This is a genomic window from Salinivibrio siamensis (genome assembly GCF_001996005.1).
GTDB classification, from domain to species: Bacteria; Pseudomonadota; Gammaproteobacteria; order Enterobacterales; family Vibrionaceae; genus Salinivibrio; species Salinivibrio siamensis.
This window is the reverse complement of the sequence record NZ_MUFB01000024.1, coordinates 1-14,825: the sequence shown is the minus strand read 5'-3', so window position 1 is coordinate 14,825 and position 14,825 is coordinate 1. Positions and strand designations below refer to the sequence as shown.

Annotated in this window: 10 protein-coding genes; 3 read left to right on the top strand and 7 right to left on the bottom strand. The window is 50.8% G+C overall.

The genetic code is table 11. The features are described 5' to 3' along the window. Positions 1–47 precede the first annotated feature (47 nt). From BZG73_RS12235 to rimI, 3 genes are read left to right on the top strand one after another with little or no spacing between them, the layout of a single operon-like run. Positions 48–452 carry a GNAT family N-acetyltransferase gene (locus tag BZG73_RS12235; RefSeq protein WP_131825923.1) on the top strand — a complete coding sequence of 135 codons (405 nt, stop codon included), beginning with the start codon at positions 48–50 and terminating at the stop codon, positions 450–452. Positions 453–465: 13 nt separating this feature from the next. Continuing rightward, positions 466–858 (top strand): DNA polymerase III subunit psi, encoded by a 393-nt coding sequence (locus BZG73_RS12230; protein ID WP_046075130.1) that lies wholly within the window; start codon positions 466–468, stop codon positions 856–858. Next, the gene (gene rimI, locus BZG73_RS12225; RefSeq protein WP_077668448.1) at positions 851–1,312 is read left to right on the top strand and encodes a ribosomal protein S18-alanine N-acetyltransferase; all 462 of its coding nucleotides are present in this window, start codon (positions 851–853) and stop codon (positions 1,310–1,312) included. Before BZG73_RS12230 ends, rimI begins: the two co-directional genes overlap by 8 nt. Here the strand turns inward: rimI and BZG73_RS12220 are convergent. From BZG73_RS12220 to BZG73_RS12190, 7 genes are all read right to left on the bottom strand, one after another. After that, positions 1,309–3,258, bottom strand: coding sequence for a bifunctional diguanylate cyclase/phosphodiesterase (locus tag BZG73_RS12220; RefSeq protein ID WP_077668447.1), 1,950 nt, complete (start codon positions 3,256–3,258; stop codon positions 1,309–1,311). The genes rimI and BZG73_RS12220 overlap by 4 nt on opposite strands. A gap of 37 nt (positions 3,259–3,295) precedes the next feature. Beyond that, positions 3,296–3,898 carry an OmpA family protein gene (locus BZG73_RS12215; RefSeq protein WP_046075127.1) on the bottom strand — a complete coding sequence of 201 codons (603 nt, stop codon included), beginning with the start codon at positions 3,896–3,898 and terminating at the stop codon, positions 3,296–3,298. Next, positions 3,895–5,286, bottom strand: coding sequence for a TolC family outer membrane protein (locus BZG73_RS12210; RefSeq protein WP_235606063.1), 1,392 nt, complete (start codon positions 5,284–5,286; stop codon positions 3,895–3,897). Before BZG73_RS12210 ends, BZG73_RS12215 begins: the two co-directional genes overlap by 4 nt. A gap of 25 nt (positions 5,287–5,311) precedes the next feature. Beyond that, positions 5,312–6,706: an HlyD family type I secretion periplasmic adaptor subunit gene (locus BZG73_RS12205; RefSeq protein WP_231637435.1), complete on the bottom strand. Its 1,395-nt coding sequence runs from the start codon at positions 6,704–6,706 to the stop codon at positions 5,312–5,314. Continuing rightward, the gene (locus tag BZG73_RS12200; RefSeq protein WP_077639208.1) at positions 6,706–8,868 is read right to left on the bottom strand and encodes a type I secretion system permease/ATPase; all 2,163 of its coding nucleotides are present in this window, start codon (positions 8,866–8,868) and stop codon (positions 6,706–6,708) included. Before BZG73_RS12200 ends, BZG73_RS12205 begins: the two co-directional genes overlap by 1 nt. 63 nt (positions 8,869–8,931) lie before the next feature. Next, complete coding sequence (locus BZG73_RS12195; protein ID WP_077668446.1) at positions 8,932–14,343, bottom strand: Ig-like domain-containing protein; 5,412 nt, start codon at positions 14,341–14,343, stop codon at positions 8,932–8,934. Further along, positions 14,258–14,825: Ig-like domain-containing protein (locus BZG73_RS12190; RefSeq protein WP_131826200.1), on the bottom strand; the 568-nt coding region annotated here is incomplete at its 5' end. The genes BZG73_RS12190 and BZG73_RS12195, both read right to left, overlap by 86 nt.

Genomic DNA, 14,825 nt, shown 5'->3' with positions numbered 1-14,825 from the left:
GGAATCCGTTATTCTGGCTACACCATTTAATAACCACTACCTCTGTGATGATGATTCGTACAGAAGCGCCCGCCGACCTGGTTCGACTAGACGGTTGGTGGCGAGAGACGCTAATGCGCCCCATGCAAGCCGATCAGCTCCAACAGCTGCGCGAAACGGGGCAGATCTCGCTTTCTCTCCTTGCAACTGATGATATGGGAGAGATATTAGGGCACATTGCCATCACCGACGCTCAAACCGCCAATAACACCCAAGAAATTACGTTATGGCATAGCCCAGATGCAGACTTGGTGATGCCACTGTTAGACGAGGCTGAGTCTACTTTGTTTGAACTGGGCTATAGCCTGTTAAAAATTGCGCCCAGTGACGTTGCCGAAAAGGCAGAATTTGCCCCCTTAGACCCGGATGATACTTGGTGGTATAAACAACTCGCCGCCGCGACTTCAACGTAAGAGTCACCAAACCATGTTAACGGATATCCAACGTTTACAAGCCATGGATCTCGATGTGTGGCAATTGCGACACCCAGAAATCTACGGCCGAGAGCAAGAAGTGATTCAATTGCCTGACCACTGCCAATTATTGTTGGTCTGCGATCACGTACTCACTGATCAAGACGCATGGCTATTTGGCAATATTCTCAAAAGTATCAAACTAAGCGCTGATCAAGCTCGTCAACTCCCCCATGCCGCCTTGGCTGCGTTGGGTGATCATCATCTTAGCTGGTGTTGGTATATTGACTCGCCCGAGATCATTGTCGATGGCGTCAAGAGCTTGTATTCACTTCCTTTAGCGCAGATGCACGATAACCCGATGGCTAAGCGCGATCTTTGGCGTCAGATTTGTCAGTATGAGTGATTACCAGATTACCCCACTCGATCATGACGATATTGAGAGGATCACCGCTATCGAGCAGCGCGCCCACCTCTTTCCATGGTCTGCGTCACAATTGGCGGTTTCGCCTCGCCAGTTTGACTATCACTACGTGCTGCGCTTGGCCACTACGCCCTCAACCATCATCGGGTATTTTTATGCGCGCTGTATCGCGGGTGAGGGCGAAGTGTTGAATATCGCTATCGATCCTGATTATCAGGGGCAAGGATGGGGATGGGTGCTTTTAAACGGGATGATAACGACACTACGTCATGTTGGGGCGGACAGTATTTGGCTAGAAGTACGAGAGAGTAACATACCTGCCAAAGCACTTTATCAAAAGCATGGTTTCCGAGTGGTTCACCGCCGGCAACAGTATTACCGCTGTGCCGACGGTCACCGTGAAGATGCTTGGATAATGGAAAAGCGACTGACTTAGTCGCGACGCTCGTGACCACCGTGCGCGTGGTCACTATCAAGCCGAATGGGAGGGAGAATATATCCCTGGTACCCTTGGCAGCCCAACTGATGAAAATACTGATGCTGCTCTGACTGCTCGATTCCCGTGGCAATCACCTTTATTTCCCGAGACGCGGCAATATTCACCAACATACGAATAAACACATCGTCAACATCACTCGACGGCTGACCAAAACCAATATCGAGCTTCACGTAGTCTGGGTCGATATTTTTAATGTATTCGACGTTATCCATATCACGCCCAAAGTGGTCCACGCCGACCTCAAAGCCTTGATCACGAATGAGTTGAAACAACGCCTGGCAAGCTTCTAGGTCTTGATGCACTGCCCTTTCTGCCACCTCAAATGTCAATTTATTGGCCAAGTAGGTTTTCAACAAAAAGTTTTGCAGCCAATCATGGAAGGCCTGGCTTTTAACACTTTCTAACGTCAGGTTGACCGCTAACTTATCCGTAACAGGGTTGGCTTTTACGTATTCATCGACCCGAGCCAACACATGCCTATCAAACTCTTCACCCAGTGCGTACATCGAGATACGGTTCAACAATTGCCCCGCGGCCAGCCAACTCTCATCAACCCAAAGATGCGCATACACCTCTTGGTGCCAGTTATGTTGATTATCGCGATGGCGAACCGGCTGGGCATAAAGCGCGAGTGGATTTTTATTCAGCGCATCAAGTAATATCTGCCGCCATTGCTCTCGAGTACGACTGTCAGCTTGTTCATCAGAGGGCCAGAAATAGACGTCACCTTGGCGCTTAGCCTGTTGTAAGGCATTATCCGCTTTGGCCATCAGGCTGGCCGTATCATCCGTACGGGTTTGCGCCAAACCAAGATGAAACCCTTGGTTAACAGGCAAAGCAATATGCTCCAGCTCTTGGTTTATGGCGCGCAATAGTTGCCTCAAGTAGCGACGCACTATGCTCTCTTCATCAATCGTCAGCAGTATCGCGATCTCGTTATGACTTAGACGCGCCACTAATTGATGGCTTTGTGCCAGCTCCCCTTGTGTTAACGCTTCTCCCAGCAAGCGCCAACACTGATCACGATATTGGTAACCATAACGTGCGCGCAGTCGCGATAACCAAGAAACTTCGATGAGCACAAGCGTACAACCCACGCCGTCTTTTATGTAACTTTGTAACTGATGCTGGAAGTAGCCTCGGTTAGGTAATCTTGAGACAGGGTCAACCATCAATTTATCGCGCAAGCGTGCCAATTCTTCTTGCTGCGATTGCTGGACTTTGGCAACTTGCTGACCGGCAAGGTTAAACGCACTTTGTAAGGCCGCCAAATCATTAACACGCGTCCTAGCCCGCGCGGGATGAAAATCACCATGACCTAATGCTTTCAACCGTTTTCGTAGCTCACCCAGCGGTGCAGTCACGCTAAGGAACATGACCGACGCCCCTAAGCTTATCAGTACACTCACTGCCATTAACCCTAGGACCAGCTGTAAAAGCCGACTCCACAGGGTCTCAATGTTTCGCTGTGGCCCTATCGCTATGGTCAATTGCGCTAACTGAGTCCAACCATTAGTCACTGAGACTGAGCGGGTACGGGTTGTGAGCCCTGTCAGTTGGGTAAACCATCCCGGTGCGTCCAGGCTCGGTGAGTCAGACTCCCACACTTGACGGTCTCCCGAGAGCATAGGTTTGACAATAATCTTCTCCACCTGAGGCATCGTGATAAAGTGAGAAACCAGTTTATTGAGCCTTTGCGTATCACCCTGTTCAAGCACCACAGGTAACGCCTCTGCGAGTGACTGGCTTAATAAACGTGAGTGTTGCTGCTGCTCTCGCTCTATCTGTTCGACACCAAAATGAAAGACCACTGCCGTGGTCACCAAAAGGATGACCACGGCAGCGGTGATGACAAACGAGAGCACACGTTGATGGAGCGTCATTCCACGCCTCTTTTCATGTTTAGGTTATCTCGCTGAACTATTGCTCTTCTGACGAATATATAGTCCATCGTTTCTCTGTTACCCCATGTTCGCCTGACACAGACGCTATCACACGGCGATTTTGTTCATTCGCTCGGTCACTCTCGTCATCAATCAGCGGTTGGGTTTCCCCAAATCCCTGCGCATCTACGCGGTTTTTATCAATATAGAACTGTGTCACTAACACATTGGCAATGGCTTCCGCTCGGCGTTGAGACAGCTGCATATTGTAAGACGCATTGCCCACCTTGCTCGCATGACCCTCTATTGTCACGGTTGCTTGGGGATAGCGACGCATAAAGTCAGCAAGACGGCGAATATCTGCATACTGATCTTCGCGAACTTGGGCAGACGCAGTCGCAAACTGAACGTTGAGTTCAAACGACTCTTGCTCGATTCGCTGACTTGGGCAACCCTCATTGTTCACCTTGGCTTGTTCAACACTGTCACCACATTGATCGCGAGCGGCAATCACGCCGTCTTTATCGCTATCCGTTAGATCACGAGTTTGCGTCACAGTGTCTTCCATAGGTTCAACAGTTTGCGGGGCACAGCCACCAAGCAATAGTCCAGTGATTAAAACGATGCTTAGCTGTTTCATTGTTCACGCTCCTGGCCCGTCAAAGACTCTGTATCCCAACTTGCAGGCACATCGACCCGTAAGGAGGCTAAAAGCTGCCCTGTTGCGTTCAAAATACGATACTGCGCATAACGTTCGTCCGCTTCTTTGCTCAGGTACTCTCGGCGTGTTTCAAACAGCTCATTTTGCGAATCCAGCACATCCAACAATGTGCGCGCATTCAGACGAAACTCCTCTCGGTAAGCATTACGGGTGTCCGTTGCCGCTTCGACATGTTGACGCATAAAATCGCGTTGCTGTTCAAGATAGGTACGAGCATTCCAAGCCAATTTTGCGCCCTCAATGACATCACGATGCGCCATTTCATTGATTTCACGCGCCTCAATGGTTTGATAGGCCGTTTGTCGTTCACGCGCTCGGTCAGCGCCACCGTTGAACAAGTTGTAACGCATACGCACCATTGCCTGGACATTGTTGTTCTCTCCGCCAACATCTGGCGGGCCGGCACCGTCTTCTCCCCCCACATTATCGTTCCAGTTAGCGTCTACTTCTAAATTGAACTCAGGCAAGTAAGCCGCACGCGAGCCGTCACGAGCCGCATTCGCCGCCGCAATATCCGCTTGTGCCGAGCGTAGCCTTGGATGTGTCTCCAGTGCGCGCGCCAGCAACGCATCTAATGACGAAGGCAACATGGATTCATCTGGCCTCGGCAGGTGAAGATCTTCAGGGGCTACACCCACCATTTTAGTGAACGCACTGCGCGCGTCCGCTAAATTATTACGTGCAGACATTAAATTAGCGTTAGCTCGCGCTAAACGCCCTGTTACCTGCGATAAATCACTGGCTTTAGCAAATCCACCTTCGTTGCTCTCTTTGATGGCATCGTAAATCTCTTGGTGATTCTCCAAGTTTTTCTCCGCCAACGTCACCACTTCATCAGCCACAAGTACATCTAAATACACGCGTGCCACTTCCAACGCCTTGTCTTCAGCGGTCGCTATCAGTGCCCACTGTTCAGCAGTGGCTTCATTCTCGGTGCGAGAGACCTCGTTTTGTGTGCGAAAGCCATCAAAAAGTACCTGACGCAACGACACGCCCAGCTCACGGCGCGTCAAATCAACCTCATCGTCGGTGGTGGTATCTCGGCGAGTGGCTGGTGAGTCTGTGCGCTCCCAGCCCATACCCGCGGTTGCATCCAAGGTAGGGTAATACCCCGCTTGTGCTTGCTCGATAGCTTGCTCACTGGCTTTATATCGTGCAAACGCTTGGCGAATTTGCGGATGAGATTCCAAAGAGCGCGCCACCGCTTGCTCTAGGGTTTGCGACATCACAGCCGGCGAGCTTAAGCTCATTGCCAGGGTAAGCGTCGCGATACGCTTTTTATTGACCACATGCGAGAAATTCAGCACGTTGTTACTCCTACTAGTCTATTTCTCAGCGCTCACGTAGTGCGTTTTCTTTTGCTCGTAAGATAGGATTGAGTATGTACTCAAGCACGGTACGCTTCCCGGTTATAATATCCACCGACGTCAACATGCCGGGGATAATCGGCATAGGCGTACCATCTTCCCTGGTTAAGTGTGATGATTCCGTTCTTATCCGTACTAAATAAAAGCTATTGCCTTCTTCATCCTGCGTCGTATCCGCACTGATGTGCTCGACGGTGCCGTCCAGGCCGCCGTAACGAGTAAAGTCATAGGCGGTTACTTTCACCACCGCTGGCAGGCCAGGATGAAGAAAGGCGATATCTTTTGGCAAAATTTTCACTTCGACGAGCAGCTGATCTTCTGTTGGCACAATTTCAATCACATCTTCGCCCGGCTCAACGACCCCACCGAGGGTATTGATATGTATTGTTTTCACCGTGCCATCAACCGGAGAGGTGATAACCGCTTTATTCACCTTGTCTTGAGCGCCTACTTTCGCTTCTGTTAATCGTGATAAACGTGCCTCTGTTTCACTCAGTTTAGCCCGTGTTTCACTGATAAATTGCAAAGCCGCTTCTCGGCGTTTTAATATCGCTTCATCCAATGAGGCTTTTATCTTTGGCCGCGAAAGCTTTAAGTTGGTCAGCTCACCGTCCATATCATTGATCTGTCTTTCTAGTTTGAGAAGTTCCACTTCTGAGACAATCTTCTTTTCCACTAAAGGACGTGTGATATTGATCTCACGCTGCATAATTGACATCGAGTTGGTCAAGGTTTTTATTTTAGAGGCGACCTCTTCCAGCTCTTGTTTTTTTTGTACAATTTGACGAGCTTGGATTTCTAATTGGTTACTGAGACTCTCAAGACGACTGCGGTATTCCGATTTTTGTCGTGCAACCAAATTCGGTTTTCTGCTGGTTAATTCATTAGGAAACGTCATCGGCCGCATGGTGACATCGATTTGTTGTTGCCACGGCTTACTGGCCGGTTGTAGCGTGACACTATCAAGCTCATGATACATCCGCGTCACCGACGCGCGCAGGCTATCAACCTCTTGCTCTTGTTGAGCAAGGTCAGAGCGAAAGCGTGTGTCATCAATACGCGCTAAAGGCATCCCTTTTTCAACCAGTTGACCTTCATCCACATACATGGCTTGTAAGATGCCACCATCTAGGCTCTGAATAAGCTGAACATGAGACGGCGGAATAACCTTGCCATTGCCGCGCGTCACACGATCAAGCTCAGCAAAAGCGGCCCAAACAATAAAACTGACGATAAGGAGCAAAGCCACCCAAACGACGGCTCTGTACTTGAGCGGCGTGTCTGTCATCATGGCGCCATAAACGTCATCAACCATGTCGAGATCGGTGGGTTGACTCGTTTTTTTAACCATTTTGCCCATTACACACTTCCTTTATTGAGCTTGCTCAATACCTTATCGCGCGGGCCATCCATTACAATTCGACCTTTATCCATCACAATCACACGCTGCGCCATGTTAAGGAGGGCCATATTGTGTGTCACCATGACCAAGGTGCGCGACTTCGCAGCGACTTCCATCGCTTTAATAAACTGGTTTTCGGCATGTGCATCTAGGCTGGCCGTCGGCTCATCCATGACGAGCATGGGGGGCTCGTTAAGTAATGCTCGCGCCAAGGAAACCGCTTGCCGTTGGCCGCGAGACAGTCTTTCACCGCGCTCCCCGACTTGTTTGTCCAAGCCTTCATGATCTTGCGCAGTAAACAAACTCACGCCTGACAGCTGAACCGCACGCATCAGTTGGTGTTCGGTCACTTGGCGTGTTCCAAACATGATGTTTTCGCGAATGGTGCCGTGGAACAGCGTCACATCTTGGGCCAAATAGCCCACGTTGCGACGCAGGTCTGATGGATGTATCTGGCGACTATCCACGCCATCAAACCGTAAGCTACCTTGGTTAGGTTGAAAAAGCCCCGCTAACAGCTTCAGTAAGGTCGTTTTTCCTGAGCCATTCTTCCCCAAGATGGCAATCACCTCACCCGGTTGAATCCGAAAGTTAAGCGGATATAGGGCAGGCTTTTCTGTCTCTGGATAGTTAAAAGCCAGATTATCCGCACTGAGCTCGCCTTTTAAGCGCTTGCGACTGACCAAGTGTCCTTTGTCAGCAAATTCGTCCTCTTGCTCCATCATCGCATTTAGCTGCCGCAGTGACGTACTGGTTTGATTCCAACGATTGAGCAAGCTGGCCATTTGCGCCATCGGTGACACCGCCCGGCTGGAAAGCATCACTGCAGCGATGATCCCGCCCATGGAGATATCCCCGTCCGCCACCCGGTATACCCCCAGGATCACCACCGCGATTGCCATCATTTGGGTGATAAAGGTAGCAATGTAAGAGACATTATTGGTGATTTGTTTGACTTTAAAGTTCCAATTGGCTGTATGCGCGGTCATTTGTTGCCAACTACGCTGCACAATCCCTTCCGCACCACTGGCTTTAACGCCCTCTAGTGCCGAGAGGCTTTCGATCAAATGGCCATGGCGCTCGGACGCGTACTTGTTACTCTCTTCAATGGCCGCACGTAGTTTAGGCTGCACCGAGACGGTATACCCTAAGATCAATAAACCCGCCACGACAGGGACGATCGCAAGATCCCCAGCCACCAAATAGATAATGGCAACAAAAAAGACGGCAAACGGGAGGTCCACCAAGGTCGTGATGGTCGCTGACGTCAGCATATCGCGCACTGAGTCAAATTCACCCAATTGCTTTGCGGTTGCACCGACACTGCTTCCTCGATTGACAAGCGGTGTGCCCATCAGCCGCGCGAACAGGCGAGAGGAGACGATAATATCGACCTTCTTACCCGCCATATCAATCATATATGAACGAAGCTTGCGCATTAAAAAGTCAAAACAATATGCAAGCGTCGCGCCACTGGCTAACACCCACAAGGACTCAAACGCCAAATTGGGGACGATTTTGTCGTAGACGTTCATCACGAACAACGGCGAGACCAGCGCGAATAGGTTCACTAGCACAGAGGCTAATAACGCATCGCGATAGATAGGTGCTGCGTCTTTGACCGTTTGCCAAAACCAGTGGATTTTATTGTCGTGAAGGTGCAAGTCGACCGATTGATCGCCGCGATATTGCCGCTTAATCAAAAAGCAGTAACCCACATACATCGACTCGAGCGCCTCGAGCCGCATGGTTTGTTCGCCACCATTTTCTGGTAACTGAATCAACGCGGTACCCGCTTCATTATCGATCTCTCGTAATACACAGGCTTTTTGATCGGCGAGCAAGAGCACACAGGGTAAGAGCAGTGGCCCTAAATTATCCAAATTACGGCGTGACAAACGSGCAGCAAGACCCGCTCGGCCCGCCGCTTGCGGAAACATATCTGGAGTGAGTAACGCATTGGTCATCGGCAAGCCCGCGACTAACGCATCGCCCGAGCAGGGTGTGCCATAGTGTTCGGTAAGCAATACCAAGCAATCCAGCAAGGGATCGTCGGTAGGCTGCTCACCCGCGGCTATCTTCCATTGCACGGATTGATTATTACTTGATTGGTCAGTCACTTACGTCTCTCTTTTGACCGAAAAATAACAGGCAGCGACATGATAGCCGCTGCCTGATGGCGATTACCAGTCCGCCGTATCTACTTTGATTTCGAGGTCTTGGCTGTCTCCTACTGAAAGTTCAGCATGATCATCACCTTGCGTCAATCGTAGCTCTCCTTCTTGACCACCAATCAAGGTGTTGATCACGACTTCTTGTTGACCACCGTTGGTGACGACGCTCAGGCTTTCAATATCAATATGTTGATCCATTTGGCTATCGCCGTCGGCATCAATACCGATAGTTAACGTGCCCTCAGCCTCACCACTGTCTGTGGTTTGCCATGAAATAGATACCTGGCCATCTTTAATGAGCTGGGTTAAATCATCGACAAACGCGAGGGTATCTTGTGAATCACCTTGGTTGTCAAAATCAATGATCACATCGGTTTCTGACTCATCTCCGTCGGCAGAAGATGGCATATCCTCGAGAGACCACTGGAATTTATCGCTACCGGTACCACCGATTAATGTGTCTTCACCTCGCCCACCAATGAGGGTGTCATCACCGCCTTGGCCGTAGAGGATATCATTACCCTCTCCGCCTTCGAGAGTATCGTCGCCACCTCGGGTATCCCCATCGACATTAAATAACGCGTGGTTATCTTTAATGTACTGATACAGCTCGATGTCAGAAGGCGCTGCGCCATTTTTCATTTCAAGGAATGTAGTCAACGCCTCCACGCCCGATCCATCTGGTAGCGACTCAGGCCGTGTCAGACCATTTTCACCCCAAGGTAGGTTGTCAGTGTTAATGACATCGCCAAAGAGTATATCGTCACCGGCATTACCGATTACCTCATCATCACCGACCGGAAGCATATTGATCTCTTTAGCGCCTTCATCGAGTGCTGCACTCAGATCATTGGCAGTATAAACAACCTCAACCTCACCCACATTAACTGTATGAGAGTGATAGTATTCATCATAAACAGTGTCTGTACCTGATATATCGGTATTATCAAAATACTTTAGCACATCAGCGTTTATACCATCACCGATGCCGATGGCTCTCACCGTCGACTGTTGCGCTAATTGCTGATAGGCCTGAATGGAGTCCACGAGCTCAGCGCGATCCATTTCCCATCCAGTCTGCATACCACTACTGGTTGAGAAAGTAGGCTTGCCATCGGTTAAGAAGAAAGACAGATTTTCACTGTTAGCATTCGAATGACTGTTAAACCAATCAGATGCTTTGTTAAAGGCAGCTTCGTAGTTGGTCCCTCCGCCAGCATGCAATTGGTCGATCACATTATCGATACGCTGCTCAAACTGGTGCTCACTCAATCCCGTGAAATCATCAACATCAATTTTTATATCTGCGTATCTATTGAAGTCCACCAACGACAAGTTAATCTCACCAGGATGATCGGCGATATTCGCCAGCATTGATTTCAGCGACGCTTTGAGTACATCGAGCTTAGACTGATGACTCCAATCCTCAAGGCGGTCTCCCATGCTGCCTGATGTATCAACAATTAATGCGATATTGTAGTTTGTTGGTGCGGTCGAGTTATCTTCCACCCCTCCAATATCACTAAGAATAACATCATCACCTGAGCCTCCTTCAATTGTGTTATCACCATTAGGATCACTCGGTGGCAGCACGGTTGTGCCTGGTTGCGCCGTTGTATATTCAGGCAAGTCGACAGGGTTACCGTTTTCATCAACTTCTGTCGCACCAACAGTCACGGATAAATCAGGCGCACTTCCTTCAGGCAACTCAAGCGTGACGGAGAAACCAGCATCCGAGCCTGGGTTTGGCTGCAATGCATCAATCGGCACTTGCCAATCACCTGAATCAAGCTGCTCGCCATCTGGTACGCTGCCTCCTTCCGGCAGCCCCGATATAATCACTGATGTGATTTGTTCAGAGCCGTCGCTATCGTTCAACGTCACATCAACATCTAGCTGCACAATATCCGCAACTTTGGTCAGCTCACCATCGTCAACGACATACTTACCATCCGCAAAATAGACAGTGTCGATACTGTATAGATCATGATTAGCATTTTGCGTGTGGTCATCTTGGTAAACTAAGCGAACCGCATCGTTAAAACCGTTAAAAGTCTCTACTTGATAATCTTCACGGTTTCCTTGGAGGTAGACAGTGTCATCACCACTTCCTCCATAATAAGCCGTTGAGGCAGCACTCGCATTTCGTGATACAAAGACATCATCACCATCATTTCCACGCAACGCATATGAACCATCGCCATTACCACCAACAATAAGATCATTCCCATTGCCCGTATTTACATCAACAGCACCTGAGCTACTATCACCAACGCTAACTATTTGATCATATTGGTCAGATGACCCACCATCATGCTGTTCTGCGTAATCGATAAGCTCATTTGCCGAGTGGTTATCGCCTGAATACGACAACGAAGCAGAGACCGACAAACCGTTCGAGATCGGCAGTACAGAAATTGGAATCTCTTCCGTAACGCTCGCCGTGTCACCATTGCCACTCTCGGTGCTAGTTGCCGTCACTTGCAGGTTGATCTCGCCTTCATGCGGTTCAGACACAGAGATGGAAAGATTAGACAAATCCCAATCTTTGATAGAGACAGAGCCATTTTCGACAATCACTTCCTGATTACCGTCGGACAATGTCGATCCTTCAGGAATATTACCTAACGTGAGGCTCAGCGTCTCAGAGTTATCTTGATCTACCAAGCTAGCATTGATTGGTGGTAACTTAATCGGTTGGCCAGCGTGCCCTTCACCCGGTTCATTAATAATGTAATAGCCGCCGGTGCCATCGCCTTCGTAATCTTTGACACTTAAGCCACCGTCTTCTAGCGCATCGACATTGGGCACAAGATCAAAGTTGCTGGTATTTAAATCAACGGCAGCGCCATCGTCTACGGCGACTTCAATGTCGAACCCACCCGGACCATTTTGGTTATGGGTGTAAACGTCTAACGAATAATAGCCACTTTCTGATGGCGTAAATTCGCCGCTGAATTGCCCCCTTCCACTTGCACCACCTGGAGAGGTACCGTGACTGCCAAATCGACCCTCCGCAACCACTTCGCCACCAATGACGATTGCAGCACTGTCATCCGCATACCCGCCAAAGCTGTAGCTTTTACCTGCCTCTAGATAGATTAATCCTGAAGTCACCATGGCCTGGCTCGCATCGAGCCCCGAACTGGAGTCGACAGAAGCGCCGTTGGTCGTTGACTCAGAGTCTGGATCTCCAGCGCCATTCACGGCATTGATCAGCGTCTCGGCATCAACACCTTGACCTGCACCATTTGGACTACCCACATCAACCGAATTCCAAATTGATGCGTTAAGAGATGTGGAAACAAAGTCCAACTCGAGCGTACCCAGTGAGAGCTCAGGGGCATCAGCCACAGGCGTCACACTGATATCGAGCGTTGCCTCCGTGGTGTCGCCGTATTCATCTTGAACGACGTAGGTGATATCCGGTACGTCACCACTCCAATGCTCTGCTGGTGTAAAGGTATAATCTCCATTCTCGCCAATGGTAATTTCACCGACATCAGCGATCGCGACTGACTCACCCGCGGCGTGGGTTTCAGTTTGACCAGTAATGGTGAAGGAGGTGACGGTGAGCGAATCCCCATCGCTATCTGTTGCATTACCGTCTTGTAAAAGGTTACCCGTTAACACGCTATCTTCATCAGTCGACACAGGTATGTCGTCTGAATCAGGTGTCGCGTTTATTCTTGCACTATCACTGCCTGGTTCTGATGTATTGCCGTACTGATCTTCCAGCTCTGCGGTCACGGTGAAGGTTTCACCTTCCGCTGGCGCATCGAACGAGGTCGATACGCTGCCGTTGTCGATGTCGCCCTCGACCAACACTATCTCTTTGATGGTGGTGCCATCGCTGACACGGATGGTGTCACCGGCCACGGCTCCGGCTGGCAAGCCGACTTCAACGTCGACCTGGCCATCGAGCTCGTCACTGCTGATCACGCCATCATTGTTGGCGTCTTCGGTGATGGTGACCGTCGGCGCAGTGTTGTCGTCACCCGCCTGGGTGTCAATCACGGCGCTATCACTGCCTGGTTCTGATGTATTGCCGAACTGGTCTTCCAGCTCTGCGGTCACGGTGAGGGTTTCACCTTCCGCTGGCGCATCGAACGAGGTCGATACGCTGCCGTTGTCGATGTCGCCCTCGACCAACACTATCTCGTTGGTGATGGTGCCATCGCTGACACGGATGGTGTCACCGGCCACCGCACCGGCTGGCAACTCGACGTTAACGTCGACCTGGCCATCGAGCTCGGCACTGCTAATCACGCCATCATCATCGGCATCTTCGACAATATCGACAGTCGGCGTGAAGAGTTCATCGATATTCTTGTCATCGCCATCTATATTGATCGATTCAAAATCACGCAGCTCAACACGATCTCCGGTGTCACTGTTTTCAACAATGACGTAACCATTACTATCTTTGCTGAACGATAGGTTGTCGACACTCGCATTAAATACCGCCTTGTCATTCCCTGCGCCACCGTCAATGACGAGTTGATCGTTAGCATCATCAGTAATGATATTAACCGTATCATTGTCTCCGCCGGTCAGTACGTAATCATCACCTGTTTCGGTATTGGCATTGGCCCAGTTGCCGTGCCAGTAATGAACCGCCTCCGACAGTTCGCTTTGATTTCCTGCATCATCACTTTGTACCGCCTCTAAACGAACATTTTCGTTAATGCCAATACTGGCAATACTTTCTAGATCAACAGTCCACGAACCGTCTGCCTGTACTGTTGCCTGAGCGAGTGGTGTCCCAGTCTCACCTTCGAAATAAATCGAAATCGTCTCACCAGGCTCACCCGTTCCGTGCATAGTGACGTCACTGTAATCACTACCAGCTGAGTCATCGGTGATATTGGTGATGACTGGGGGATTGGGGACGGTGGTATCAACCGTGTGCGTGGAGGTCGCGGTGCTGTCTACCGTATTGCCCGCGTCATCCGACGAGCTCACGACAACCTCGAACTCGGTGTCCGCCGCTAGGTCGCTGCCGGCCACGTCCACGCTCCACTGGCCATTTTCATCCACGGTGGTGGTGTACTCGGTGCCGTTGATGGTCATGGTGACCGGATCGTTTGCGGCGATGTCGCCGCCGCTCGCGCTGCCGGTGACAGTGATGGTCTCACCCGCTTCTTGCGCGTTGATCACGTCATCATTGGTGATGTCGTTCACGCTGACCGTGCCGGCATCCGCGTATGTATCCAGCGTCGCGGTGTCATCCACGCTGCCCTGGTTTCCGGCTTCATCGGTCACCGTCATGGTCACCGTCAGCTCGCCATCGGCCAGGCTGCTCACGTCTTGGCCTGTGACGGTCACGTTGCCATCACCATCCACGCTGATGTCGTTCGCATCCACGGTGATGTCGGCCGTGTTGGCGTCGCCGTCGCTGATCACGATTTCCGGCTTCATCGGTCACCGTCATGGTCACCGTCAGCTCGCCATCGGCCAGGCTGCTCACGTCTTGGCCTGTGACGGTCACGTTGCCATCACCATCCACGCTGATGTCGTTCGCATCCACGGTGATGTCGGCCGTGTTGGCGTCGCCGTCGCTGATCACGATGCTGTCTATCGCCGCACCGTCTTCCACCGTGCCGCTGAAGGTCACGGAGGTTTGTTCGCTCTCGTTGATCAGGTCATCGGCATCGTCGAACGCGATGCTGTTGCTGCTATCGCCACCTTCGCCTGGGGCCGCCGTATCCAGCGTCGCGGTGTCATCCACGCTGCCCTGGTTTCCGGCTTCATCGGTCACCGTCATGGTCACCGTCAGCTCGCCATCGGCCAGGCTGCTCACGTCTTGGCCTGTGACGGTCACGTTGCCATCACCATCCACGCTGATGTCGTTCGCATCCACGGTGATGTCGGCCGTGTTGGCGTCGCCGTCGCTGATCACG